Source organism: Paenibacillus sp. WLX1005 (genome assembly GCF_046603685.1).
Classification (GTDB): Bacteria; Bacillota; Bacilli; order Paenibacillales; family Paenibacillaceae; genus Saccharibacillus.
The window spans coordinates 2,232,881-2,258,565 of the sequence record NZ_CP176756.1 but is presented as its reverse complement, the minus strand read 5'-3'; the positions used below and the strand labels follow the sequence as shown (position 1 = coordinate 2,258,565).

Sequence of the window (25,685 nt, the reverse complement as noted above, 5' to 3'; positions counted from 1 at the left end):
TTTCCGATTCACATAGCTGTGATGTTTCTTCGTTACAGTATAAGTTTCCGTTACAATCATCGTAAGGAATTCAGACGATTTTGACAACAAAAATCAGCAAAACACGCGATTTTATCAGCGTTTGCTGCATCAGTCTGGATATTGTCCCAGAACGAGGAAATTCGCAGCGCCTTTCTCCTCTATATTGATATCCTTGTCATTCATTCAAGCCTTCCGCCAAGGCGGTAAAGATAACACCAAGCGCGTGCGCACCAGCATCCGGGTAACCGAGACTTCGCTCGCCAACCGCTCCCGCTCGACCCATACGGGCAACGATGTCTTTGGTGCTCTCAGCACCGCGTACTGCGGCTTCCGCTCCTTTGCGGAAAGCGGTTCGCATATCATCACCATTCTGTGCACTTTGCGTCCAGCTATCTGCACACGGAATGAGCGCATCAATTAGCGTTTTGTCGCCAACGACAGCCCCACGTCCAAAGGAACGTTCTCCCGTAGACTGAATGCCTTCCACCGCTGCCTGCAACATCTCGGCAAATTGATGTACATCAACGACGGTCTGCTCGTTAGCAGCACGACCAGCAGCACGGAATGCCGAACCCCAGATCGGACCAGATGCGCCGCCGCACGATTCCATAATAATCAGTGATACATGATGTAAAAAGCTACCGATCGTCAGATGTTCTTCTGCTACAATCTCCTTCCACTCGCGCTTCAATTGCCGGAATCCCTTCGCGACACTCATGCCAAAATCGCCATCGCCCGCATGTGAATCCAGATCGCAGAATGGTACTTCATTATCGATAATAATCTCGCTCATATGATCGATCAGATAGATCAGATTGTCCAATGTAAGTTGATCACCATGAATCTTGGCGGCAGCAGGATTCGTTTCTACTTTATAAGAAACCGGATAATCATCTGCCGGTTCTTCCGCTGCTTCGCTATAGCTCACCGATTCCACCGGACCGGATACTTTGAAGCCTGGTGTATCGCTTGGACGCGACAATAGCGTTTTCAATTCATCATCCAGCTTCATAAACGTAACAGACAAGCCTGCCATATCGATACTTGTCATATAATCACCTACAAATGTACGGTTGATCACGATGCCGTGCTCTGCCAGTTCACGAGTAACATCGTGATTGAACAAATACAATTCCTGAAGCGGAGTCGCACCAAAGCCGTTGATCAATACAGCAATCTCACTGCCCTGCTCCAGCTTCATATCGCGCAGCAGATCGTTGACCATCCGTTTTGCCAGCTCATGGGCATTCGTCATATCTATCCGTTCCATGCCCGGCTCGCCATGAATGCCGACGCCATACTCCATTTCTTGCTCGCCCAATGCAAAGGTCGGTGAGCCTTTGGCAGGCACGGTACAGGACGTGAGCGCAAAACCAATGCTGCGCACATGGGCAGCCGCTTTTTCCGCAACGGCTTTGACAGCTTGCAGATCGCGTCCTTCCTCGGCGGCAGCACCCGCGATTTTATGTACAAATATCGTTCCTGCCACGCCTCGGCGACCGACGGTGTATAGACTATCCTCAACGGCAATATCGTCATCGACTTTGACATAATCGACCGCAATGCCATCTTCCTGTGCCAGATGGGCTGCATTTTTGAAATTCATCATATCGCCGCTATAGTTTTTGATAATCAATAATGCACCTTTATTACCAGCAGTTGCCTTAATCGCCTGATACACCTGAATTTGCGATGGTGAAGCAAATATATCGCCGCATACAGCTGCGTCCAACATCCCTTCGCCGATATAGCCTGCATGTGCCGGTTCGTGTCCACTGCCGCCACCACTGATGAGCGCCACTTTATCGGGATTCAGCTGCTTTTTCTTGATCACTTTGTATTTGGGGATAAGCTCCAGTTCGGGATGCGCGAGCACCATGCCTTTTGCCATTTCGAGCACCATATCTTCCGCACGATTCATTACTTTTTTCATACTTGTTCCCTCCTGTTTATGCACTGATGCCGTATGAATACTGTCAAGAATACTGTGCAGATCATCTCTGTACTGCGTTCATACGATATCAATGGACATGAATGACGAATCTTCTAGCGGGCAACCACTATTGATTACCCGTCCCTCTTCTGATTGTCACAAATGTATCTTCCCTCATTTCCAAAATTACAGGCTCATATACCGTCCGTAGCGCGCCAGATATTCTTCCTTATCTTTGTAATCTGGCATCAATCCGCCTACTTTGCGCCAGAAGGAACGATCGTGATTCATATGCAGGAGATGGCATAGCTCATGCACAATAACATAATCAATCACCTCGATTGGCGCCATCGCCAGTCGGTAGTTGAAAGTGAGCTTTTTGTCGTAGCTACAGCTACCCCAGCGAGTAGTGGACTCAACGATATCTACACTTTTCGGCTTGACCTTGAGCTGCTGCATATAAGGCTGCATCCGTTCCAGAATGATCTTTTTGCAGCTGGTAAAATAGAACTTCTTCAGGCGTACACGCAGTTCCTCTTCATCAGCATCTTCTACTGAGATTAATGATTGTAACGGCTGCTCCTTGCCCAGATACATAAATGTATCCTCGGCTTCGGCATATGTTCTCGTTTCCGGTAGTGGCTGACGCTCTGCCAGCTTGTGCAGATAATCAAGAATGGGCTTGCTGTTACGCTGCACGAAACGGGTAATGTCCTCGTCCGATGTGCCATTCGGTACTTTCACTGTAAGCAAGCCATTGGGATCAAGCTGAATAGCTACTTTTTTGCGTTTGGAATATTCCACATGACAGTGGATGGATTCATTGTTAATTATAATATTCATGCCAATAACCTCGTTGGTAGATTTGGATCGTACGATCCTGATTGTTCATTGGTGAACGATTGTAATGGATAGCCTTAATCAGGCATTCGACATCGTTCGTTGCATCAGATATAGGTTTTGCGATCTCATTATATCATGACATCTCTGTGTAGTATGACGCATTGATGCTAAGACAATTCATACGCTACTACCTTCCTACCACCTTCCTGATCAGTCTGTTTATTATCAGTCTCTTTATGACTGGATATCTTATAACTCCAAAATCGGGCATAGTCTCATCCTATAACCAACTATCAGGATTAACAGTTACCGTCGATTCTCCCACGCATGATATGATTACGCCAACAAAACAGAGATAAAAAGGGGATTCATTATGCGTAACGTATTACCACATCAGGTTATCGCAGATAGCCGATTCAATTCATTTCATTTGCTTGTCTTTTTATGGTGCTTTTTTGCGATTGGGTTTGACGGATTCGACATTGCTACCTATGGCATCGGCTTACCGCTGATGATGGAGGATTACGGATTGACACCAGTATCAGCGGGCGCTATTGGTAGTTATACACTCGTTGGGATGATGATTGGTGCATTTGTACTGAGTGCTTTATCCGACGTCATCGGTCGCAAAAAGGTTCTCGCCATCTGTATGCTGTTGTTCAGCGTATTCTCCCTGTTAGCGGGACTGGCTCCCAACGCACAAGTATTTACAGTCATGCGTTTTATCGCCGGGATCGGAATGGGCGGCTTGATGCCTGCTGTAATCTCGTTAATGACAGAATACTCACCGAAAAAGAACCGTGCGCTAACAGTAGCGATTATGTATTGCGGATATTCGATCGGCAGTATCGCCGCTTCGTTAGTCGGGATGTATGTGATGGAACATCTGGGCTGGCGCTTCCTATACTGGCTCGGTATCATTCCCCTGTTCACTTTGCCTTTCTTCTGGAAACAGTTTCCTGAATCGTTGTCGTATCATATTGTGCGCAAGCAGGGTGCAGCTGTGGCTAGTATTTTGAATCGTATTCATCCACAGGGTGCGTATACAGCACAGGACGATTTTGAATATGAAGCGGTACAGAAGCGCGCGGAAGGAACCCCGGTCAAAAAGCTATTTATCCAACATCGGGCATTAAGCACATTTGCCTTCTGGGTAGCGGTTTTCAGTTGTTTGCTTATGATTTACGGCTTGAACACCTGGTTGCCAAAAATTATGCAAGGTTCCGGTTACGGCATCACATCTAGCCTTTCCTTTGGTCTTGTACTGGCTGTCGGACAGATTGGCGGTTCACTATTGGGCGGCTATCTGGTGGAAAAGGTCGGGCATCGCGTCGTACTGGTAACGTACTTCCTGCTTGGTTCGATCTGCTTCGTTTGCCTGAGTCTGACATCCAGCACGGCGCTGTTATATGTATTGATCGCTTTTGGCGGTGCCTGCACAGTCGGTACGCAAAATCTAATCAATCCGTATATTTCCGAATTTTATCCACGCGAAATTCGTGCGACCGGCGTCGGAGTTAGTGTAGGCGTAGGACGGATTGGTGCGATTCTGGCTCCGGTGCTTATCGGCTTACTGCTGGCGACCAACATCGCTCCGCAAAAAGCATTTATGTTCTTCGCTATTCCATGTTTACTTGGAAGTGTCGCGTTTCTACTCGTACAGGAACGGTATGGCAACTTCGATCACGTTCGGAATGAGCGTCTCGCATTGGCGAACAAAGCGGCAGTGGCGAAGTCGTAGGCTTGATAGTATGTGGCTATAGCTATAGCCGCACAAGGATCATAACAAAACACTCTGTCCTGAGCGACAGAGTGTTTTGTTATTCTTATGTTTTTGCCATTCTTATATGCAATTTCAATCCAATATTCATTTGAGCTTTTGCCGCAATTGCAATTCGCGTTCGTCGAGATGTCGGTGCTTGGTTTTAAAATGTTGAATCGTATGGTAAAAGGCAAGCACGATGACAACGATCACGATAAGAGCAAGCAAATAGTACATCCATTCCACGATCATATCTGTCACATCCTCTAGTTCAGCTTTGCTCCGCTGTTACGCCCTACGGCTCCGTTCTTAGAGTTACTGAATATCGTATGGATTGGGTAGGGGTAGCGATCAGGAAGTTGAACCTGCTACAGTCTCTCGCGTTGCTCCTTTGCTTTGAAGCTCCATATGCTGCAATTCCAGTTCACGCTGTTTTAATTTATACGTTTGTACCGTTGTGTAAAAGGCAAGCGCAATTACACCAACAACCAGCACAGCCAAACTGTACATTAATATTGTCAATCCCATGTCTGTATCCCTCCTGTTCGATAACATACTTGATTATATATTATTTGATGCATTCAAATTTGTATCCATTGGCACCTTCTGCTGCGCCACTATTGGTTGTTCCGTTAAGCCCACTTTGATCCCGACTATCAATTTTTGGCGTGCCACCTTCATCGTAGCATCGATTGATCAAAGTCATTTTTTGTTGATGATTAAAATAAAGAGCGCTGAATATCACACCACCAGCAATCACTCCAATAGCTATGATCCCAATCCAGATAATCGGAGCAATCTGAGGTGTGACTACATTCCCATCGGTTGCATTTGTCGTCGATACGTCAACACCATAAGCCTGTAGTAAGTCATTCGTTTCCTCAGGAGTAAGACTGTTTAGAAAAGTAGTATACCCTTTTAATTCTTGTTCAGAAAAAGAATACAGTTGTTTGGCTTTCACCTGGTTGATTACAATTGTACCGGTATCCTGTTGATATACAAGCGACTCAGATAGAGCTGTTTGTTTTTGTTCCAGATCTGGAATACTGCCAAGCTCCTGCTGCCTCTCTTGTTCAGTCATGGATGCAACCTGTTTGGCACGGTCAAGCGCTTGCTGGCTTACCTCATCTTTTTGTACTTCCGCATGTGCATAGCTGGAGAATACTGACGTAAAGGCAAGGATCATAACAAGAAACGGGATAAAACAGCGACTCCATGTTTTCGGCATAATAATCTCCTTTTCGGTTTATTTGGAAAATACAGGTTAAACACTACTATATTCCATCGTCTGTGAATACCTATATGAACAAATCACAACGTCTGTCTTAGTACAAACTGACATATGACATTGAATTATACGAACGACTTATTTCATTTCTCAAGCTTACACTTATTAAGCATGTAGTACCCGTATAACAGGCTTCGTAGCGTTTGATTATGTATATATCACGTCATATTTATTAATTTTAATTGATCCCAATCCATTATGACCTTCTTCATACTATATGCTTCCTATATGCTTCGTTGGTTGCGGGCAGAACGATGGGCAATCGACAGTTTTCTGTAGGATGAGAACTTTGAAAGTCCCAGGTCTTCTGTTTGAGTAAATATTTCCATACATAAAAATATACCAAAAAGAAACATAAGCAAGCATCCCACAATGAGATCTGCTCATGTTTCTTTCTTTTCATTGCTTATACCGCCTATTGGAAAATAATGCAATTACAGGTTCTATATTGCCCACATTCCTCTAGCAAATCCTAGTTACACAAGCGAATGTAACGCTTCTTTACTATAGATTTGAATATCTGTGCTGCGTTGATCGCGGATTTTGTTCGGCCACTCGGCGTCACTGATGAGTGCGCGACCGATGGCGATCAGATCAAATTCTCCTTTATCCAGATGCGTAATCAGCTCATCCAGATGTGCAGTTGGATCGTCTTCGACTGGCTGATTTTGTCCCGGTGTGAATTCGGCTTTCAGTCCAACCGAACCGACTGAGATTGCTGGTTTGCCAGTCAGCTTTTGCGTCCAGCCTGCCAGATTCAGATCAGAGCCTTCAAATTCTGGCAACCAGAAACGACGTGTAGACGCATGGAAAATATCAACCCCTGCATCTGCCAGCGGTTGCAGCAGCTCCTTCAATTGCTCCGGCGTTTCTGCTAATTTTGCTGTATAATCAGACATCTTCCATTGCGAGAATCGGAAAATGATCGGGAACTCTTCGCCTACCGCTGCCCGGCATGCTTTGACCACTTCAATCGCAAAGGTAGCCCGACCAAGCAGGTCACCGCCAAAACGGTCGGTACGACGATTCGTACGCTCCCACAAAAATTGGTCGATCAAATAACCATGCGCTCCATGCAGCTCAATCGCATCAAAGCCAATTTTCTTCGCATCGGAAGCTGCTTGTGCATACGCTTGAATCAGGTCGTCGATCTCCACTTCACTAAGCGGTACACCCTTTTCAACACCTTGCAAGTCAAGACCGGATGGTCCGACGGCTGCCACATCGGGATTGGGCTCATCGCCCGGTTTGCGTGCCATACCGACATGCCATAGTTGTGGAGCGATTTTGCCGCCTTCTGCATGTACAGCTTCCACGACTTTTTGCCAGCCTGCCAGCGCTTCTTCACCGTGGAAGACCGGAATGCTAGCTCCGCCAATAGAGGATGGATGATTGATGCCTGTTCCTTCGGTGACAATCAGCCCGACACCACCGGCTGCGCGGCGACGATAATATTCCGCCACATCCTCGTCCGGCACATTGCCCGGAGAGAACCCGCGCGTCATTGGTGCCATGACGATTCGGTTGCTCAGACTTAATTTTTCACTATGAAAAGGTTGGAATAAGGATTCTGTACTCATCAAACTTCCTCCTTGTATATGATGTATTAGTTGATTATGTTTCGTAACAGCAATACCTTAACATAGTGTTATATGTAAATCAAACGGGTATACGCTCAATCGCTGGTGGCACTGCATCAAGCGACAACCGATATACATCCGGATTGGTCAAAAGCTTCTTATTCTCCGCTAAAGGTTGAATCGTCTGGATCGCTCGTAGGTAAGGGCTAGAAATGATAACATCCAGCGGAATGGCATCGAATTGTGCGGCAAGGCGATCTGCCTGCTCCTGTCCAAGCATAGTTAATGGCGCATTGGGTTCCTGTCCTTCTGCCTGACAGTGACGAATGATGTATAGTTCTTGCATGCAGATTGCTCCTTTCAACATTGACGAAATGCTTACGACCACAATAACTTTTACATGACCGACATATTACGTTATCATCAAACGGAAACTACGGTAGCACAAACATTAGTTTGAACGAATACGAACATCTACATACTGGAGGAGATCATGTGTATCCAAATCAATATCAATGGGTTAGACAGACGCGAGCCATTTTACTTCATTTTTGTGGTGAGCTAAGCTCAGATGATTTTACTCGCTGTCCTGAACATAGTTCTCAAAGTATTAGAGATATCCTAGTTCACATAGCAGACTGTTATGATGCTTGGCTAGGCTCCTATATTTTACTACAAACCAAGACACCGATCACGCCCAAGGAAAACCTGTCCTCCTTCGATGTGGCAGCAATTCAGGCTCGCTTTGCGCAGGTGGATCATTATGTAGATCAAGTATTGCAAACGTACGTACATAAAATGGATGAACCGATCCAGCGAAACATTCCATGGAGAGAAGGAAACGAGACGATATCTATGACGCCAAGTAAACTACTGATGCACACCATCACTCACGAATTTCATCATAAGGGACAATTAATGGCTATCGCACGTCGAATGGGGTATGTGCCGCCAAATACAGATATTTTGGGCACAAAAGATTAGAAATAAACACAGCAAGCAAGACACAAAGTACTAAAAAGCCCGGATAGGAGCAGCATGTGCTGCTTCGTATCCGGGCTCGTATTTTATATACTGAAAACTTATGGAGTTGGCATACCGCCATTAGCATTCAGCGTTTCACCGCTAACATAGCTCGATTCCTGACTTGCCAGGAATACATACGCCGGAGCCATCTCAACCGGTTGACCGGGACGACCCAGTGGTGTTTGTGAGCCAAATTCAGGCAATGCTTCTGCCGGTTGACCACCTACAATTTGTAGTGGTGTCCATACCGGACCTGGTGCAACAACGTTGACACGAATTCCTTTTGGTCCAACTTGCTGTGCCAGTGCTTTACTAAATGTATTGATCGCGGATTTGGTTGTTGCATAATCCAATAGAATCTCCGATGGGCTATACGCCTGAATCGAGGATGTATTAATGATACTGCTACCCGGCTTCATGTGCTTGATGGCTGCTTTACAGAGCCAGAACAGCGAGTATACGTTTGTTTTGAATGTATGATCGAATTGCTCTGTTGTCAGATCGGCAATATCTTTGACATGCTGCTGTTTACCGGCAACATTCGCCAAAATATCGATACCGCCCAGTTCTTTGACTGTCGTTTCGATCAGTTGCACACAGTATTGCTCGTCCTTCAGATCGCCCGGTACAGCTACCGCTTTGCGTCCTTCAGCTTCGATCAATTGAATAACCTGTTGTGCATCTTCTTCTTCCTCAGGTAAGTAAGCAATAACGACGTCTGCGCCTTCTCGTGCATAAGCAATCGCTGCTGCACGACCAATACCGCTATCGGCGCCAGTAACAAGAGCTTTACGTCCGGTCAGTCTGCCGGTGCCACGGTATGTTTCTTCGCCGGAATCTGGGATCGGATTCATTTTCGTTTGCAGGCCTGGTTCTTCCTGCTGTTGTTTCAACTCTGGTCCTGCCTTGGGAAATTGTTTCGTCGGATCTTGCATGGTGTACAGGTCTGCCATGATTGATTTCCTCCTCTGAATGGATGTAAGTATCTTGCTGTGTATCGTCTATCCCAACTCTCATTATGTAACCTGTACGGACAACCTTTAAACCGATGATAAGCTAGAAATATTCTCATTTCTAAAATGGAAAATTAAGGTTTTTATTCAAACGTATGTTGGATATGAGCAATAGGTGTACATTGTACAACAACAGCAAAAAGCCTCACTCCTGCACTATATACATAGTCGGGAGTGAAGCTAGTTAGCACAAAACGGATGTTGGATGCGGCTAAATCGACGCAATCATATTATGAATTCATCATATCCAGCATGCTCAACATATTCATAACATTACTGGAACATTGGCAGCAAATATTTGATCAGGAACCATAATACAAGTCCCAGAATGATAATGTATGCAGCGTATTTAATAAAAGTCGATGCAACCAGCCCGGAATCCGATTTGCGCTCTACGCGCACCTCTCTTTTGTCTACATCAACATTACGGTTTTCGTTCATAAGTCTCGCTTCCTTTCGGCTGTGAAGCCTTTGGTTGTTAAGTGATTTGAGTCTTATTAAACCGATTCATGCCGATCTAAACCTGCTTTGGGCTGTAGGAACAAAATGTTTTTTGTACATACCCAACGTCTTCAACTTGTGGGATTTTCGTCCAGATGCAAATACTCTGTTTGTAAAATCGAATAATGTGCACTATCCACCCAGCGATTGCCATCCATCCGTTCATGCCGCAATACGCCTTCAAGCGTCATGCCCAGTCGCTGCATCAACCGACCAGATGCCGGATTGGTCGTATCGTGCATCGCATACACACGTTCCAGATTCAATTCACGGAAAGCCAATTCCAAAATCAGTCGTCCTGCTTCTGTCATATAGCCATTGCCCCAGTAAGAACTGCCTAGCGTAAAGCCGATCTCGCCGCTTCGATTGTGGTCGTGTACACGAAATTCGAATGTACCGATGACTTTGCCCGTTTCCTTTAACACGACTGCGTATTTGCCCTGCGGTTCTGCCATATAATAATTCGCAATCATACGCTCTGTTTGTTGCACATTATGATGCGGCGGAAACAGAAAACGCGTAGTCTCCTGATCAGAGACAACTTCAAACAAATCCGGTGCATCACTTAATTCCAGCCAGCGCAAAATAAGCCGCTGACTTTTGAGCTTGCGGTGTTGTACAAGAATAACACGATCATTGTTCATGGTTGATGCTCCTTTGTAAATGAATTAAGCTATTAGCAGATACGTAAGTATAATCGAGTAACATATTAGATCATATGGAGTCATATACCCAATGAACGACAGGAGCCTACATAATGAAAACAACAAAAATCGAGTTTGATATTACCAGCCTGCCACCAGTCATCGCCCAACATTTGAAGTACGATACCATCGTTCACGACAGTAGCTCGTCTGCTGAAGCGAGAACGTTGCTGTTTCAAGGAACTCCATCCGTTTTCCTCAAAATCATGCCTTCCGGTCGATTGGAACGTGAATACCGTATGAATCTATTTTTGCATACATATGCGTTATCGCCTGCGGTGATTGCTTACACCACAACGGCGCAGCACGACTATTTGCTGACAGCAGCCGTAGTGGGACAAGATGGTATTGCAGAGACATTTCTACAACAACCAGAACGGCTGGCAACCGCGCTAGGGCAGCATTTGCGTAAGCTGCATGCTTTGCCTGTGGAAGGATGTCCGTATCCTAATCGTAGTCAGGAGATTTTCAGGGAAGCTTCTCCGTCTGTACAGACAGAATTGCAAGAAGAATTAGCATTCTTCCCACATGACGATCTGCAACCATTGCAATATCAGCCTGTTGATACCGTATTGATTCATGGTGATTACTGTCTGCCTAATGTGATGATGCACGATGATCTGACGCTATCCGGCTTTATCGACGTGGGCGATGGCGGAATCGGCGATCTGCATTATGATCTGGCATGGGGGTTGTGGTCGCTGCATTATAATCTCGATACGCATGAATATGATGATTATTTTCTAGATGGATATGGTAGAGAGCTTATTGATCTCAACGGTATTGCTTATTTTCGCAAAATTATTGATAGTCAGGAGTTTTAAAGCGGTATAGCTATATATGATACGTTGTACATCTACATGAATGAATATATGGCAATAGAATCTATGCTTATGCTTGGGCAGCTTGAATGGTTTCTCGAACATATGCATAACAACGCTCAAGATCGGTTTCAGAAATAAGTTCGGAACGATGCTCGAACATGATTTTCACATTGCTATTTAGTCTGAATATGGTCTTCAAATAATCATCAATAGGCGCCCATCCTGCTACTATAGTTTGTTCAGGCAGTACAGGCTGGTGCCTGTTTAATATTTCTCCATTCGCAGAATATTGCATATTCGATAAATGAATGCTGTAGGTATAAGGTGCAAGCTTACGAATGGTGTTTAATACATCGAAATGTGGATCTATTCTCTGCTGTAAATAAAGACGCTGCATGTCCAGACAAATCCGTATATTCGAATATGTATCCAATAAATTAAGAAACCAGCGATAATCCTTCCAGAACCAGCTACTCCATGCGTCCAATTCCATTACCGGAACAAAATGATAACGCTCTCCTTGTAACTGAATCCATTCAAACCACTCTTTACTCAGACGTTGAATTCTAGTGATCGAAGTTTGATTCGTATACTCATATTCACTGGAATCTCCAAATTTCCAGCTACTCCAATCTATATGGCTGTCTAAAATAACCGGTTTAGGATAATGAAACAATACATGTACTGGTTGATACGCCGACAAGTAGTCTAACTCTTGTTGAATTGCTCGATATGCTTCATCGCGCAGTTCTTTATGTTCTGCCAGTATAGGCGCATCACGAAAAGAATATTTGCCTGCGCGTAATGGGAAATGAACACCGATCTTCAATGCATACTGATCTGCAAGTTGTTTTAACTTGTCCATATCACTTTCATTTTCAAATAGACAAGCTTCTATTCCATAAAAAGAATCCCGATAATCGCGTTTGAATTTGAACTCATCCAAGCTACCATACATACCAATCATATATTGATTTTCTATTGAATGTTCCGTCAAACTTGTATTCATTAGGATTTCTCCATTTCGACGCATGCTTGTTTTTATTTGTATTACATTTCAATCATTACAATCTACATCATCTGGTTATACGATACAATTCTGCACAATCCTTATGTAAATCCCGCTTCCACGGGACTTGATACATTGCAATCCATCACCTTATCGCTGACACAAGCACGGTTTGCAATCCAGTAAATAACGTAGGCTTGATTCAGAGATCGAAACATCTATCTTTCAATCTACATCATTCATTATGCTCAACATTCATCGTCTTCGGCATTTCCCATCCGTTATAAAATAACACTCGCTCATTTGCTCGTTCTACTCTACTCTTTAAAACGAATATGCTCCAAATACAATCCTTCCGCATCTGCCATTCCGCCTGTTTGTGCGCGATCTTTGGACGCGATAATCGCCGGGATATGATCAGGTTGTATTTCACCCAAACCTGCAGCAATCAGCGTACCTACGATTTTACGAACCATATTGTACAGGAATCCGTTGCCGGTTACACGCAGCTCCAACATGCCATCCTGCTCAACCAAGTCCAGACTATAAATGGTACGGACAGAATCTTTTTTCTTCGACTTTGCATTGGCATACGCTGTAAAGTCATGCTCTCCGATAAAATGCGCAGCAGCTTCTTTGATTTTGAGCACGTCCAGCGGTTTCACTACATGCATGCTGTATTTACGCAAAAAAGGCTGGCTGTATTCGCGATTCCATATTTTATACACATATGTTTTGTCAGTCGCATGAAAGCGTGCATGGAATCGTTCGTCGACCTGCTCTACTTGAATCACACTAATATCCGGCGGCAAATAATGATTCAGAAAGCTCATCATTCGCTCCGTTGTCAATGGCTGTGCTATTTTCACATTTGCCACTTGATGCAGCGCATGGACACCCGCATCTGTGCGGCTGGAACCGATAATCTCAATCGCCTCACCCGTTAATACGGAAATGGCTTTTTCAATTTTCCCCTGAATCGTACTGTCACTATCTCCCAGACGCTGCCAGCCTTTGTATCGGTTGCCATCGTACTGGATCGTTAATTTATAATTGTTCATCCCACTTCTCCTGAATATGCAAAATAAGGTGTCACGCATGACAGATTCTTTTGACGTATACAACAAAATCTCTGCATGTACAGCCTGCTCCTAAGCTTATCAAAATTGTCGTTTGAATGATACTATACATTGTCGCAACACAAAACAGACAGCTCCCCCGTCGCGTAGAGGGCGCTGCCTGTTTCATATCCTACAAATTCTCACTTATTGCGCTACTCATCATTCCATCCATCTAAACTTCACTCACATCATATGATGTAGCAGATTACGAATTTAGCTGTTCATTGCCCAGTTTCTCTACATTCGCCTGCTCCTTCATCCGTTCCCCTTTATCAATCCGAAAAACAAAATAACCAACGATCACGATTGCGATGAATACCGCACCTACAATCAGCGGAACGCGTGTATCCGGGTTAAAGCACATTCCCACCAGCACACATAGCAGATAAATGATCACAATATAGTTACTAACCGGGAAAAAGAGTGATTTGAACGTGTGTCCTTTCATATCTTCCCGATTCTGACGACGGAACTTGAATTGACTAATTGCCAGTGCAAACCACGGCACCATTCCCGGTAAAATGCTGGCACTATAAATGTACAGAAACAGCTTGGAATCCGGGAACAAATAGTTAAACAACACGCCGATCAGCAGCAGCGCAATCGTTGTAATAATACTGTTGCGCGGCACACCGCTGTCTTTGGCAACACGAGCAAAAAATTTCGGAGCCTGTCCATTTTGCGCCAGTGTATACAGCATCCGACCAGCACTGTAAATGCCGCTATTGCAACCAGACATCGCCGCTGTTAGCACAACAAAGTTGATAATACCGGCTGCTGCGACGATACCAACTTTTGCAAAGGTCAGTACAAACGGACTGCCATTCTGTCCGACTTCATTCCAAGGATAAATCGTAACGATCACAAAGATCGCACCTGCGTAGAAGATCAGAATCCGCCAAATAATATTTTTGATCGATTTGCGCAATGTTTCCTTTGGATTCTCGGCTTCACCAGCAGTAATCCCGATCATCTCAATGCCCTGATAAGCCGCCGTGACTATACAGAGCGCAAACAGAAATCCTTTTAACCCACCCGCAAAAAATCCACCATGACTGTAGAGATTGGACAATCCAATCGGTACGCCGCCATTGCCCAGACCGAAGAAAATGATCGCTGTACCGAGAATGAGCATGAATACAATTGCCACAATCTTAATCATCGCAAACCAGAATTCAAACTCACCATAAAACTTAACTGCCGCCAGATTCGCAGCTGCAATAATCGCAACCCCTGCCAGTGCAGGCAACCATTGCGGAATATCCGCAAACCAGTAATTGACGTAAATGCCGATGGCTGTGACTTCCGCCATTCCGACCGTTACCCACAGAAACCAGTAACTCCATGCAGTCACAAAGCCTGCTAGCGGACTAATATACCGATGTGCAAAGGTGGCAAATGAACCAGTCACCGGCTGTACAATTAGCATTTCTCCCATTATGCGCATCACGAACAGCATAATGATACCTGCGAGCAAATACGCTAGCAATACCGATGGTCCTGCCCATTGAATCGTGCTGGACGATCCCATGAATAAACCGACCCCAATCGTTCCCCCGAGTGCGATCAATTCGATATGACGCGATTTCAAGCCTCTGCTCAGTTGCTTTTCTTCTCCTGCTTTTGCTTCCACAACAAGCTCCCCTTTATTCAAACTACTTGCTCTTAAACGATAAAACGCATTAACGTAGTGAAGAGTTTCATTGTGACATTGTAATGTAAAGGTTATGTGATTTCAATAGTTCACATTACAGCGGAATGTATACAAAGTATGGTTAGCATATACATTGTCCAGTGGAGATGTACAAATAAAATTAAATATGATTAATCTAAAAATATGCTATATTTCGTTTTTCTAATTTTTGAAACTAGTTTTCTTTCTACATATTTATGTAAACATATGTAAAATAGAGTATTTCATTCATTTTAGTAAAAAAAGTACTTCTTTAATCTACATAGGAACTAAAATCTTTTTCATTACCATCTCTTATTATCGTATCCTAGATAAAGATACTGTCCATTAGAAGTGGACTTTTTGAACGAATTGTGACAGGGCATAATGAAGCGCTTTATTAATATTCTATATAAACAATTCAAAATCTCTTCGCTTTAACCGATAAATAGTAGGAATTCATAGTTACTTAAACAGCAATATAAAAAGATGCATAAAAAGTAATCAGATTAACGTACATACGCATATGGAGGAAGTGACAATGGATTTTATCGGTATCAATTTTGACAGATTACGGATTGAGAATTTCAATGTAGATAATCTCGAAGATTTATTTGGATTTTTGATTGTAAGTATGATTTTTATTATGTTTTCAGCTGCTGCTATTTTTATGATTACAGGCTTTATTATGGGAGTAATTGATCGTATCGGTAAGATTATCCGATGGGTATCTGGAAAAGGCTGGAACAGAGACAACCGCTTAGAGTATTGTCCCTCCTGTGATCAACAAGTATCTAAAAAAGTACGTTATTGTCCACATTGTGGCAGAGACTTTGGAAAGTTTCACCGAATTGCTGGGTCTTTGTTCTATTGCTTTTATATAGGGACTGTATTCTCTTTTTTATCGTTTAAATTTCTTCAAATTTTAGTCGAATATTTTTTTACTTGAATAGAAAAAGCAGCAGACGTTATTACTCGTCTGCTGCTTTGCTATATATTACTATTCAGTCGGCACGATTACGATTCGCTCTGCCGTTTCTGTATCTTCTTTGTACCAAATCATAACGATATCGCCAGCCTTCAGATCGGAAGCTTTCATCTCGGAATTGCTGTTGGCAGCACCATTCATCCCTGTCGATCCGCCTGCTGCATTTCCTGTACCGGCTGCATTGCCATTCCTTGTTCCAGTACTTGTACCCGTTCCTGTACTTGTGGAAGTACCGCCAGTGTTACCAGGGGGTTGACCAGTGCCAGTACTTGTACTGCCTGTAGTCCCAGTCGAAGTACCATTCATTCCTCCTGCTGCATTACCTCCAAAACTGCCGCCACCAGTATTCCCCTGTTGAAAGAGACTAGTGATTTCGGAAATGTCCACACCTTCCGCTAACTTGATTGTCTTCTGTTCGCCAGTCGTCGTATAGTCGGAAGCACTTGTACTACCGAAACCGCCGGAACGTGAGCCACCGCCCATGCCTTGCCCTGCTGCATTGCCACTTCCAGCCGGGGCACCTGCACCGCCTGGCGCGCTGTTGCCGCCTTGCGTCGTACCGCCGCCAGTGCCGTTACCAGTATTCCCAGTCGCGACTCCACCAGTATTGGTCGAGCCAGCTGCGCCAGGAGTCGCTGCATTTCCTGTGTTATTTCCAGTGGCACTTCCATTGGAGGTGTCGGTGCTTGTGCTAGAAGAGGAGCTAGATGTGCTACCCGTATTGCCTCTACCATTGCGATTGTTAGTACGCGTCGATTCCATCAGTTCAACCTTGATCGTACTATCGCTGACAGACACGACTCTGCCAATGACGTCGGCATTCATCATGCCACGCATCCCGCCATTTCGTCCACCATCCATACCACCGCCCATCATACCGGCACCAGCACCTGAGCCTGCGGAAGCGTTCATGCTAATATTTTGTGCTGTAATCGGGTTACAGGCACTGAGCATGAATGCACTGCCTAACAGTACAGTCATCATTGATGCTGCATATGCTGTTTTGCCGCGTTTCTTTTTCCTATGTGGTGAGGATGAATGATGTTGCGTTGTAGTCTGTGCTAGCTTGTTGTTCATCATGCTTCACCTCCCTGTTTGTTTCCACCGGTCAGCCATTTGAGACTTTGCTTGTTTTGCGCCCAACTGTATACATCGCGGAAGCCCATATACGACAGCAGAATCAGCAATGGATATACCGGGAACAGATACCGAGATTTGATTTCCCATAATAGGTAAAATCCGATAAAGCCTAGCAGCACCAGCACAAGCGGCACTTCTTCATACCGTTTGGCACGGAAGCTGCCAATCAGACGTACCAGTGCAAAGCAGTACATTAGGAAGCTGATCGTATAAGCAATCCACAGTGTTCCTGTACGATATGCGGAATTACCGGCAAACAGTTCCGTTACAGCATTGGTATAACTATAGCTGCCCATAATGCCCATATTTCGCTGTCCGCCAGAAGCGCTATTATCGCTACCGATACCGTAACGTTCCAGCTGATACGTACCTTCCGTCCAAGTCCAGATCAGCTTTTTATAATACATCGCAGTTAATTCGCCAAAGCTCGCGTCAGACAGCTTCTGCTCAATCGACTGCTTGAACAGTTCACTGCTCTCTGCCTTGTTGTAATTCGCCTGACGCTGGTAAATCTGGTAACTCGCCATATTGTCCCAGAAGCCGAAGCGCTCCAGATTGATGCCCATATTCAGCCACATGTATATCGGTGCCGAATTCGTAGTAACAGAGCTTTCCACTTTGCCGGTTGCTTGTAGTAAGGCATTTTGTGCAAGTGCTGGTGTGCTAAACAATACACCCATGATGCAAATGGACAAAATCACTTTTTTCACACCGATACTGCGCAATCTCAGCAACATCGTAATAGCAATTGCCAGCAAGAAAATAATACCGATACTACGGAAATAGTTGCCGATCGCCAGCAGTACAGCCGCAATGATAATATCGCGAATATGATGTTGCTTAATAAATTTGATACCAAAATAAAATGCCGTTGTCAGCAGCGCTGTACCGATCACATCGTTATAGATCAGATTGTTCATAAATAGCGCCGGAATAAAAGTCGCAGCGAATACGAGAACACCGTAATCTCTACGCTGCATACCCGGATTGATCTGCTTGTAGATCAGGTAGATCATTAGCGTCGTCAGCAGCATAAACAGAATATTGAAGATTTTGATCACCAGATAATTATCCGGGAAGATCGCTAGCAATGCTTCCAAATACAACACAATCGAATAGTTAAATGGGAACATATGCAGATACCCACCGGATTCAAAGGTGGAATAATCGCCGTTGTACAACATATTCATCGCCAGTCCAAGCACCGTCTGAGAATCATCAGTCGGCTGACGAGGGAAAATAAAGATGATCGCCAGTTGAAGTACAAATGACCCGATCAGCACGAGCGGGATGACATTCCGCGTACGATAGGCGTTCAGCTTCAAACAGAGTCGATACAATACGACACTTAGCAGCAACATAACGATAATAAGCGGTATGAAAATGTACAGTCGCTGACTCTCCAGCAACGGATTATCCGCATACACCGCATAAATATATTCCGCACGTACAAAAAAGCACGATACGATAAACAGCGCTACAAAGAAAATAAGTAATCCATAACAAAACCTCTGAATAAACGTCGGCATGCAAAAACCCCTTTGCGGTGATATATGTGTTTTGTCCGCTGTATCCCTTTTTCCGATGCAAAGATGATGCGTAATTCGTCCATGATGTGGTGAACGGGGCAGATCAATCTATCTCTATCGTTCGATTTGACCTATCGCAGACCCATTATAAATGCTGAACATGAAAAATTGCTGAAAATTCATAAAGGAAAGCATAAAAATTTAATATCCTGCATATCTTCTTTACATGCTTCTTTAAATGCTCGTATAAAAGCACATGATGTTTTAATGACCCGGTTTAACGTTTAATGGAGTACAGATTGATGCAAATACGATACTTTATACTACGAAGGGTGGTTTTCTATTATGGCTCATCAAGCAACAACGCATGCCGAAGCAGTAGAGACAGTCCGAGATTTGATAAAAGATATCGAAACCGCAATGTTAACAACGATCTCCGGTGATCGACTTGTATCGCGTCCAATGAAGACGCAGGATATCGAGTTTGATGGCGATCTGTGGTTTTTATCCAAGAAAGATACCGCTAAATATAGCGAGTTGCTCGCTGATCCGCGTGTGAATCTAGCATATGCAGGCAAATCCTATGTATCGATCAGCGGGAAAGCCGAGTTCGTTGAAGATCTGGAACGCAAAAAGGAATTGTGGAACAAGCTGTATGAAACGATTCTGGATGTGTCCTATGATGATCCGAATCTCGTTTTGATCAAAATCCATACCGAAACCGCCGAATACTGGGAAAGCGGCAGTGCCACCAAAATGATTTCCCATCTGCTCAAAAAAGCAGTCGGCAAACATTCCGATCCACGTTCAGAACCCGGTTTGAACGAAACCGTAGATCTAACACAACCGCCGCAAACGGAACGTTTGTAATTCACAATAATAGAAGTAGAAAAAGCCGAAGCTACCCATTTGCGGGATGCTCCGGCTTTGTTGTGTTTCGCGTCTATACACATTTCAGCTGACACTTGATTCGTTCTTATTTTTCATCCATCCATCCATTCATTCATTCATTCTATATAAGCTTGATTGGATATCAGCACATTATTGTACCGATTGGATCATGTTCTGCATTTGCTGCTCAGTCACACCATTGATCAGCTTAATCGAATAGGAGTAGCCATCCTGCTGCCATGAAGCGAGTTGATATTTGGCATTGCTGCCTTTAAGAATGACATCGTATCCGTTGATCTGCACGGTGCGAACGTCAGCATAATTCGTATAATCACCGCTGTTATCGCCAGACTCTGCCGACATTCGGAAGGTCAGCATATCAGTGCCGTCATTACCGGTATATTGAATCTGAGCAAGGGTCCCGCCGATTGCTGTATACATCGGCTGCTCACCTTTGAACGGCAATGCTTGTACTGTTTTCACGTTAAATCCTACCGTGTCTTGCAACTGTTGTAGCGTCTGCACAGCACTGGCATCAAATGTATTCATTTGCGGCTCGTCCGTACCTTCAATAGACATGCTTGAGGAAGCATCTTTATCACCTTCTACGTTTCCGCGCTTACTCTCAACCCGCATATCGTTCTGCGGCGCCATCGGTCCCTCTGCACCAGTAGGCGGATCGGCAGGATTCATCGTCGCAACGGACGGAGTCGTCTCGCTCTGGTGATTTTGATTTTGATTCTGGTAGGCGATCAGCACACCGCCCAGCAGTACTAGCAATGTTGCAGCTGCAAACGCATATTTACGATAACGTGCTAGCCAACGATTGGGCTGCGCCGGTTTGTCTGTTGTATGCAGATCTGCTTTGCGAATAGTATTCATGATGCGTTCATGCATATCCGGTGTTACTTCTACTCTGCTCATCAATCTGTTGTATTTAGTCGGCAAAATCGTATTCCTCCTTCAAAACGAGCTTGAGCTTCTCCCGTGCACGGTGCAACAAGGAACGGATCGTCGTTTCCTTTTTGCCCAGAATCTCTGCAATCTTGGCGGTCGGGTAACCCTCCTCATAAAACAGATGCATGACTTCGCTATACATCTGCGGCAGCCGGGTGACCGCCTCCCATACAAAACGCAAATCCTCTTCCTCGTCGGCAATGAGTCCTTCGTCTAGCTCTGTCGTCTGACGACGTTGATTGTAGCGCAGTCGATTCTTACATTGATTGATCGCTACACGTAATAGCCACGCCTTTTCATGAGAAGCTCCATTAAACGATGACGGTGCCGAGCGCATATACTGAATTAGCGTATCCTGTAGTACATCCTCCGCATCTGACAGACTGTGCATATACGAATATGCCAGCCGCAAAATCGAATTCCCATACTGCTCCAGCATCTGCTCTGCGCGCTGATTTGCCAGTTCTCGTTCCTGCTCTGCATCTACTATGGCTAGCCTATCGCGATCCAGCACCTCCGTTGGCTGCTCTTCCGTACGAATAGACAGACGCAGTATGCCAGTCAGCCATATGATCAGTGACTGCATACAACGCAGTCCATTCTGCATCCGGTTCTCCATTATCTGTATTGTACTCAACAAATCAAGACCTCCCAGCGTTTCGCATCCATTGTTATTTATTAGCATAACATATCCCCGTTTTTTGCAAAGAGAAGGATTTGTTGTCAGTCGTCCTAACTTGCCATCCACTTCATCCCAAAGCAAGTGTACAGGGATGATAGCCAAATACACTCCTGTTATATACACACCTTCAGCCTGCCTATTGTTGCAAGTCGGCGGCAATATTTGATAAGGCATAAAAAAAGCGAAAGGCTATCTCCACCGTCTGGTGCAGTAAGCCTTTCGCTTTGTATGCAATATGCCATACGGCGATACTGCGGGTATATCTGTTATTGCGATATTTTATAGTTGTGTTATCTTAACGATGATATCGTTCATGATTAGATACAAAGATTTCGTCTTAGGACAGACGACCACTGAAATCTTCGAATTTGAATTCGCGGATTACGCGGATACCTTCTTCATCGTTATAACTAACGATGGACGGCAGATTGACACCGTTGAACATATGGTTTTTGACCATGCTGTAGATCGCCATATCAGTAAACACGAGACGATCACCCGGCTGTAATGGCTCAGGGAACGAATAGTCACCGATGATGTCGCCTGCTAGACAGGTCAGACCGCCCAGACGATACGTATATGGATGCTCACCTGCTTTGCCGGAGCCAATAATATGCGGACGATATGGCATTGCCAGCACGTCAGGCATATGGCATTCAGCAGATGTATCGAGAATCGCGATATCCATTCCGTTCTTCATCGTATCCAGTACGGTCGCTACGAGATACCCGGCATTCAGCGCAATTGCTTCGCCCGGCTCCAAGTATACTTCCACATTATACGTTTCTTTGATATGCGTGATGCAGCGGCACAGTGTATCCAGATCATAGCCCTCACGGGTAATATGATGACCGCCGCCGAAGTTCACCCATTTCATATTATGCATATATTTGCCGAACTTCTCTTCCACCACTTGCAGCGTACGCTCCAATGTGTCGGAATCCTGTTCGCACATCGTATGGAAATGCAGACCGTCAATACCGTCCAGATCATCTGGATGGAAATTGTCCAGTGTAGTACCCATACGAGAGTTGTTATAGCACGGATCGTACAGCGGCACTTCAATCTCGGAATACTCTGGATTGATACGAATTCCGCAGCTGATCTGTTTATCTGCATGTTGTACGCGATCCTTGAAACGGTGCCATTGGGAGAACGAGTTGAATACGATATGATCGCTGTATGTCATGATCTCTTCGAATTCGGCATCGACATAAGCCGGTGCGTACACATGCGTTTCCTTGCCCATTTTCTCATAACCGAGGCGTGCCTCGAACAGAGAACTGGACGTTACACCTTTCAAATATTGACCAACGAGCGGATACAGAGCATGCATCGAGAAGCCCTTCTGGGCAAGCAGGATGTGTGCGCCTGTGCGCTGCTGAACAGAATCAAGAATTTCCAAGTTTTTGACAAGCAGACGCTCGTCCACGACATAGCTTGGAGAGGGAACCGCGCTATAGTCGATTGGTTTCAGGTTATCAGTCATTTACGTATCCTTACCCTGACTTAGTCAAGCAGCGTTGGCGAGAAATCTTCTTGCCAAGGCAGCCCTTGTTTGTTCAATTGCTCCATGAATGGATCCGGGTTCATTTCCTCTACATTGTACACGCCCGGTTTCATCCATTCCCCCTTCATCATCAGCATTGCGCCGATCATGGCTGGAACGCCAGTTGTGTAAGAGATTGCCTGAGAACCAACTTCGCGATAACACTCTTGGTGATCACATACGTTGTACACATAGTATGTTTTCTCTTCGCCGTTTTTGGTGCCTTGAGCGATGATCCCAATGTTCGTTTTACCTTTGGTTCTTGGTCCGAGCGATGCCGGGTCAGGCAGAATCGCTTTCAGGAATTGCAGTGGAATGATTTCTTTACCTTCAAAGTTGATCGGCTCAATTGCAGTCATGCCGACATTTTCCAGTACTTTCAGGTGAGTCAGGTAGTTTTGCGAGAACGTCATCCAGAAGCGGATTTTTTTGATGCCAGGGATGTTTTTCGCCAGGGACTCCAGCTCTTCATGATACAGCAGGTAGATATCTTTTGGACCGATCTCCGGCAGATCGTATACTTTTTTCTCCGACAGTGGAGGTGTCTCGATCCATTCGCCATTTTCGTAGTAACGACCGTTGGCGGTAATTTCGCGGATGTTGATCTCCGGGTTAAAGTTGGTTGCAAACGGATACCCGTGGTCACCAGCATTGGCATCCACGATATCGATCGTGTGAATCTCATCGAAATAGTGTTTGACAGCATATGCGGAGAATACGCCAGTTACACCCGGGTCAAAGCCGCAGCCCAGCAGAGCCATAATGCCAGCTTCTTCAAATTTCTGTTTATAAGCCCACTGCCAGCTATACTCGAATTTTGCCGTTTCAGGCGGTTCGTAGTTTGCTGTATCCAGGTAGTGAGTCTTGGTCGCAAGACATGCGTCCATAATGGTCAAATCCTGGTACGGAAGCGCAACGTTGATAACAACGTCTGGACGGAAGTTCTCGATCAGAGCGATGATTTCATCCGTGTTGTCGGCGTCCAGCTGCGCGGTACTAATCTTGGTCTTCCCTCCGTCCAATTTATTTTTCAAAGCTTCACATTTTTCAACTGTACGGCTTGCGATGCAGATTTCCTCGAATACATCTGGATTCTGAACACATTTGTGCACGACCACACTAGCTACGCCGCCGGCGCCGATAATTAACGCTTTTCCCAAAATATTGACCTCCTTAAAGTCCGTTTCGTTTTGCTTGAATCATCAGGGTTACGCCTGATCAACGAGATGGGCAGGTACAAAGTCTCACCTGCCAATCAAAAACGCCAACGTTGATTATACATAACTGATCGCAGTAAATCAATAAAAATCGACAAATTCCGTTATTCGCTAGATTTTAGTCCATATTTTCTTAATAATCCTCTGAAATGCGCGTGAATGCTGTGTTTTGCAAGCTTTAGTACAGTAAATGGTGTGGGTACATTTTGATTTGTTATCTATTTGATTTTAAAAAATGAATATTTATACATGATATTCAAACACGATGATTTACAGTTGATTTTCCATTGAATAGAATAAACCATCCTTGAGCATATAACTTAGGAGTATCTCTCATTTGTAGCAGATCAAAATCTATAATAGATCCATAATTTACTTAAAATTAGTAGCGATAAAAGGATAACTATTTCTCCATTTATTCATTTTACCGGATAAATATTAAGCGAGAATGATCGCTGTCTTGATCAGAATATCAATTTTGTAAAATAAACAGATCCATTTCCTCACACATCTCTCCATTTCATTCTAGTATTTGTTCCATATATTCATATCAATAGATTGGTATGCTTACCTACTACTGTCATAATGCAGAATGCGATGCTGTTCAACTTTGCCCGAAAATGGACGATACACTTGATAATTCATATGTGTTAGATTCACCAGTGCTACGCCGCGTGCCTCTACAATCGGATACGTCTGGCTACCTAGATCACAGTTCAATCGCACAGAATCAAAATAAATACGTTCCACTGGTGTATGCCCATGCACAATCGGACGATTACCTGTCAGTTGCAATAATGCTGCTGCATCACATTGATACAAATCGGCTTCTGTCATCCATAAAATCTCGCGTGTCTGCTGATCCAGTAGTTGCTGTATATCCAAGCCCGAGTGCGTATACACGTACTGCTCATCCTCATGCACAATCGGTAGCTGTTCCAACCAATCCACCATTTGTAGGATATAAGCGGAATCATATTTCTTTTGTAAATCTTTTAACGTTTCCTTACCACCAAACCGTAACCAAAAAGGATCATTATGACGGTAATAATCCAACAACATTTGCTCGTGATTGCCGCACAGAACCTTGATCTGCTGAGGGTACTGTTGTTGCAGCTGATACATATACTGAAGCACATCCCCGCTCTGTGGACCACGATTGATCATATCTCCGCCCAGCACTAGCTTGTCATGTTCCCAATTCAGATCAGGCTGCTCCAGCAGCGCAATCATAGCGGTATAATCACCATGAATGTCGGTCATAAAATAGTCCATGATCACGCTCCTTTCTACATCGTGCAAACTCATTCTTTCCTATAAATCCATCGTTCAGTAACAATGATATACAAACCACTTTATGTACTGGATAGAATATCCAGTATACCACAATATAAGCTACACATTCATCCTTGCAGCAAGATAGCAAGAAGATTTA

At 44.5% G+C, this 25,685-nt stretch carries 25 protein-coding genes; 5 read left to right on the top strand and 20 right to left on the bottom strand.

The genetic code is table 11. The features are described 5' to 3' along the window. Window positions 1–196: 196 nt before the first annotated feature. Together dhaK and ACE3MZ_RS09835 are read right to left on the bottom strand one after the other, a co-directional pair. Window positions 197–1,954: a dihydroxyacetone kinase subunit DhaK gene (dhaK, locus tag ACE3MZ_RS09840; protein WP_411346256.1), complete on the bottom strand. Its 1,758-nt coding sequence runs from the start codon at window positions 1,952–1,954 to the stop codon at window positions 197–199. 186 nt (window positions 1,955–2,140) lie between these two features. Beyond that, the gene (locus tag ACE3MZ_RS09835) at window positions 2,141–2,797 is read right to left on the bottom strand and encodes a M48 family metallopeptidase (RefSeq protein ID WP_411346255.1); all 657 of its coding nucleotides are present in this window, start codon (window positions 2,795–2,797) and stop codon (window positions 2,141–2,143) included. A 373-nt stretch (window positions 2,798–3,170) separates the two neighbouring features. On the opposite strand from ACE3MZ_RS09835, the gene ACE3MZ_RS09830 reads away from it, so the two are divergent. Next, window positions 3,171–4,538, top strand: a complete 1,368-nt coding sequence (locus ACE3MZ_RS09830) for an MFS transporter (protein ID WP_411346254.1) — start codon at window positions 3,171–3,173, stop codon at window positions 4,536–4,538. A gap of 126 nt (window positions 4,539–4,664) precedes the next feature. Here the strand turns inward: ACE3MZ_RS09830 and ACE3MZ_RS09825 are convergent, their stop codons facing one another. The 5 genes from ACE3MZ_RS09825 to ACE3MZ_RS09805 all read right to left on the bottom strand — a co-directional run bounded on the left by ACE3MZ_RS09825 (window position 4,665) and on the right by ACE3MZ_RS09805 (window position 7,773). Further along, window positions 4,665–4,811 (bottom strand): hypothetical protein, encoded by a 147-nt coding sequence (locus ACE3MZ_RS09825; RefSeq protein WP_411346253.1) that lies wholly within the window; start codon window positions 4,809–4,811, stop codon window positions 4,665–4,667. 99 nt (window positions 4,812–4,910) lie between these two features. Further along, window positions 4,911–5,087: a hypothetical protein gene (locus ACE3MZ_RS09820; protein ID WP_411346252.1), complete on the bottom strand. Its 177-nt coding sequence runs from the start codon at window positions 5,085–5,087 to the stop codon at window positions 4,911–4,913. A 40-nt stretch (window positions 5,088–5,127) separates the two neighbouring features. Continuing rightward, window positions 5,128–5,787 carry a hypothetical protein gene (locus ACE3MZ_RS09815; RefSeq protein WP_411346251.1) on the bottom strand — a complete coding sequence of 220 codons (660 nt, stop codon included), beginning with the start codon at window positions 5,785–5,787 and terminating at the stop codon, window positions 5,128–5,130. Between the two features lie 536 nt (window positions 5,788–6,323). Continuing rightward, entirely contained in the window at window positions 6,324–7,427 is a 1,104-nt protein-coding gene (locus ACE3MZ_RS09810) for an NADH:flavin oxidoreductase (protein WP_411346250.1), read from the bottom strand. A 79-nt stretch (window positions 7,428–7,506) separates the two neighbouring features. Then, window positions 7,507–7,773: a histidine phosphatase family protein gene (locus tag ACE3MZ_RS09805; RefSeq protein ID WP_411346249.1), complete on the bottom strand. Its 267-nt coding sequence runs from the start codon at window positions 7,771–7,773 to the stop codon at window positions 7,507–7,509. A 149-nt stretch (window positions 7,774–7,922) separates the two neighbouring features. Between ACE3MZ_RS09805 and ACE3MZ_RS09800 the strand changes: the two genes are divergently transcribed. Beyond that, a complete protein-coding gene (locus ACE3MZ_RS09800) occupies window positions 7,923–8,411 on the top strand; it encodes a DinB family protein (protein WP_411346248.1) in 489 nt (162 codons plus the stop codon). Between the two features lie 98 nt (window positions 8,412–8,509). Here the strand turns inward: ACE3MZ_RS09800 and ACE3MZ_RS09795 are convergent, their stop codons facing one another. The 3 genes from ACE3MZ_RS09795 to ACE3MZ_RS09785 all read right to left on the bottom strand — a co-directional run bounded on the left by ACE3MZ_RS09795 (window position 8,510) and on the right by ACE3MZ_RS09785 (window position 10,611). Further along, window positions 8,510–9,406, bottom strand: a complete 897-nt coding sequence (locus ACE3MZ_RS09795) for an SDR family oxidoreductase (protein WP_411346247.1) — start codon at window positions 9,404–9,406, stop codon at window positions 8,510–8,512. 333 nt (window positions 9,407–9,739) lie between these two features. Then, a complete protein-coding gene (locus ACE3MZ_RS09790; protein ID WP_411346246.1) occupies window positions 9,740–9,907 on the bottom strand; it encodes a hypothetical protein in 168 nt (55 codons plus the stop codon). A 131-nt stretch (window positions 9,908–10,038) separates the two neighbouring features. Continuing rightward, window positions 10,039–10,611 carry a GNAT family N-acetyltransferase gene (locus tag ACE3MZ_RS09785; RefSeq protein ID WP_411346245.1) on the bottom strand — a complete coding sequence of 191 codons (573 nt, stop codon included), beginning with the start codon at window positions 10,609–10,611 and terminating at the stop codon, window positions 10,039–10,041. A gap of 113 nt (window positions 10,612–10,724) precedes the next feature. Here ACE3MZ_RS09785 and ACE3MZ_RS09780 point away from each other — a divergent pair, with 113 nt between their 5' ends. Beyond that, entirely contained in the window at window positions 10,725–11,495 is a 771-nt protein-coding gene (locus tag ACE3MZ_RS09780) for an aminoglycoside 3'-phosphotransferase (RefSeq protein WP_411346244.1), read from the top strand. Between the two features lie 67 nt (window positions 11,496–11,562). Here the strand turns inward: ACE3MZ_RS09780 and ACE3MZ_RS09775 are convergent, their stop codons facing one another. The 3 genes from ACE3MZ_RS09775 to ACE3MZ_RS09765 all read right to left on the bottom strand — a co-directional run bounded on the left by ACE3MZ_RS09775 (window position 11,563) and on the right by ACE3MZ_RS09765 (window position 15,258). Next, complete coding sequence (locus ACE3MZ_RS09775) at window positions 11,563–12,504, bottom strand: sugar phosphate isomerase/epimerase (RefSeq protein WP_411346243.1); 942 nt, start codon at window positions 12,502–12,504, stop codon at window positions 11,563–11,565. A 317-nt stretch (window positions 12,505–12,821) separates the two neighbouring features. After that, window positions 12,822–13,565 carry a tRNA pseudouridine(38-40) synthase TruA gene (truA, locus tag ACE3MZ_RS09770; RefSeq protein ID WP_411346242.1) on the bottom strand — a complete coding sequence of 248 codons (744 nt, stop codon included), beginning with the start codon at window positions 13,563–13,565 and terminating at the stop codon, window positions 12,822–12,824. Window positions 13,566–13,830: 265 nt separating this feature from the next. Then, window positions 13,831–15,258 carry an amino acid permease gene (locus ACE3MZ_RS09765; protein WP_411346241.1) on the bottom strand — a complete coding sequence of 476 codons (1,428 nt, stop codon included), beginning with the start codon at window positions 15,256–15,258 and terminating at the stop codon, window positions 13,831–13,833. A gap of 580 nt (window positions 15,259–15,838) precedes the next feature. Here ACE3MZ_RS09765 and ACE3MZ_RS09760 point away from each other — a divergent pair. Continuing rightward, complete coding sequence (locus ACE3MZ_RS09760) at window positions 15,839–16,246, top strand: zinc-ribbon domain-containing protein (protein WP_411346240.1); 408 nt, start codon at window positions 15,839–15,841, stop codon at window positions 16,244–16,246. Between the two features lie 51 nt (window positions 16,247–16,297). On the opposite strand, the gene ACE3MZ_RS09755 is transcribed toward ACE3MZ_RS09760, so the two are convergent. Together ACE3MZ_RS09755 and ACE3MZ_RS09750 are read right to left on the bottom strand one after the other, a co-directional pair. Beyond that, a complete protein-coding gene (locus ACE3MZ_RS09755; RefSeq protein WP_411346239.1) occupies window positions 16,298–17,365 on the bottom strand; it encodes a hypothetical protein in 1,068 nt (355 codons plus the stop codon). Then, entirely contained in the window at window positions 17,362–18,954 is a 1,593-nt protein-coding gene (locus ACE3MZ_RS09750; RefSeq protein ID WP_411346238.1) for a glycosyltransferase family 39 protein, read from the bottom strand. The genes ACE3MZ_RS09755 and ACE3MZ_RS09750 overlap by 4 nt, the downstream gene beginning before the upstream one ends. 345 nt (window positions 18,955–19,299) lie before the next feature. Here ACE3MZ_RS09750 and ACE3MZ_RS09745 point away from each other — a divergent pair, with 345 nt between their 5' ends. Beyond that, window positions 19,300–19,824: a pyridoxamine 5'-phosphate oxidase family protein gene (locus tag ACE3MZ_RS09745; RefSeq protein WP_411346237.1), complete on the top strand. Its 525-nt coding sequence runs from the start codon at window positions 19,300–19,302 to the stop codon at window positions 19,822–19,824. Between the two features lie 171 nt (window positions 19,825–19,995). Here ACE3MZ_RS09745 and ACE3MZ_RS09740 read toward each other — a convergent pair whose 3' ends face one another. From ACE3MZ_RS09740 to ACE3MZ_RS09720, 5 genes are all read right to left on the bottom strand, one after another. Next, the gene (locus ACE3MZ_RS09740; protein WP_411346236.1) at window positions 19,996–20,793 is read right to left on the bottom strand and encodes a DUF4367 domain-containing protein; all 798 of its coding nucleotides are present in this window, start codon (window positions 20,791–20,793) and stop codon (window positions 19,996–19,998) included. Further along, a complete protein-coding gene (locus ACE3MZ_RS09735) occupies window positions 20,783–21,439 on the bottom strand; it encodes an RNA polymerase sigma factor (protein WP_411346235.1) in 657 nt (218 codons plus the stop codon). Before ACE3MZ_RS09735 ends, ACE3MZ_RS09740 begins: the two co-directional genes overlap by 11 nt. A gap of 382 nt (window positions 21,440–21,821) precedes the next feature. After that, on the bottom strand, window positions 21,822–22,973 hold the full coding sequence (gene nspC, locus ACE3MZ_RS09730; protein ID WP_411346234.1) for a carboxynorspermidine decarboxylase: 1,152 nt from the start codon (window positions 22,971–22,973) through the stop codon (window positions 21,822–21,824). Window positions 22,974–22,993: 20 nt separating this feature from the next. Continuing rightward, the gene (locus tag ACE3MZ_RS09725; RefSeq protein WP_411346233.1) at window positions 22,994–24,193 is read right to left on the bottom strand and encodes a saccharopine dehydrogenase family protein; all 1,200 of its coding nucleotides are present in this window, start codon (window positions 24,191–24,193) and stop codon (window positions 22,994–22,996) included. Between the two features lie 624 nt (window positions 24,194–24,817). Continuing rightward, complete coding sequence (locus tag ACE3MZ_RS09720) at window positions 24,818–25,525, bottom strand: metallophosphoesterase (RefSeq protein ID WP_411346232.1); 708 nt, start codon at window positions 25,523–25,525, stop codon at window positions 24,818–24,820. Window positions 25,526–25,685: the final 160 nt, after the last annotated feature.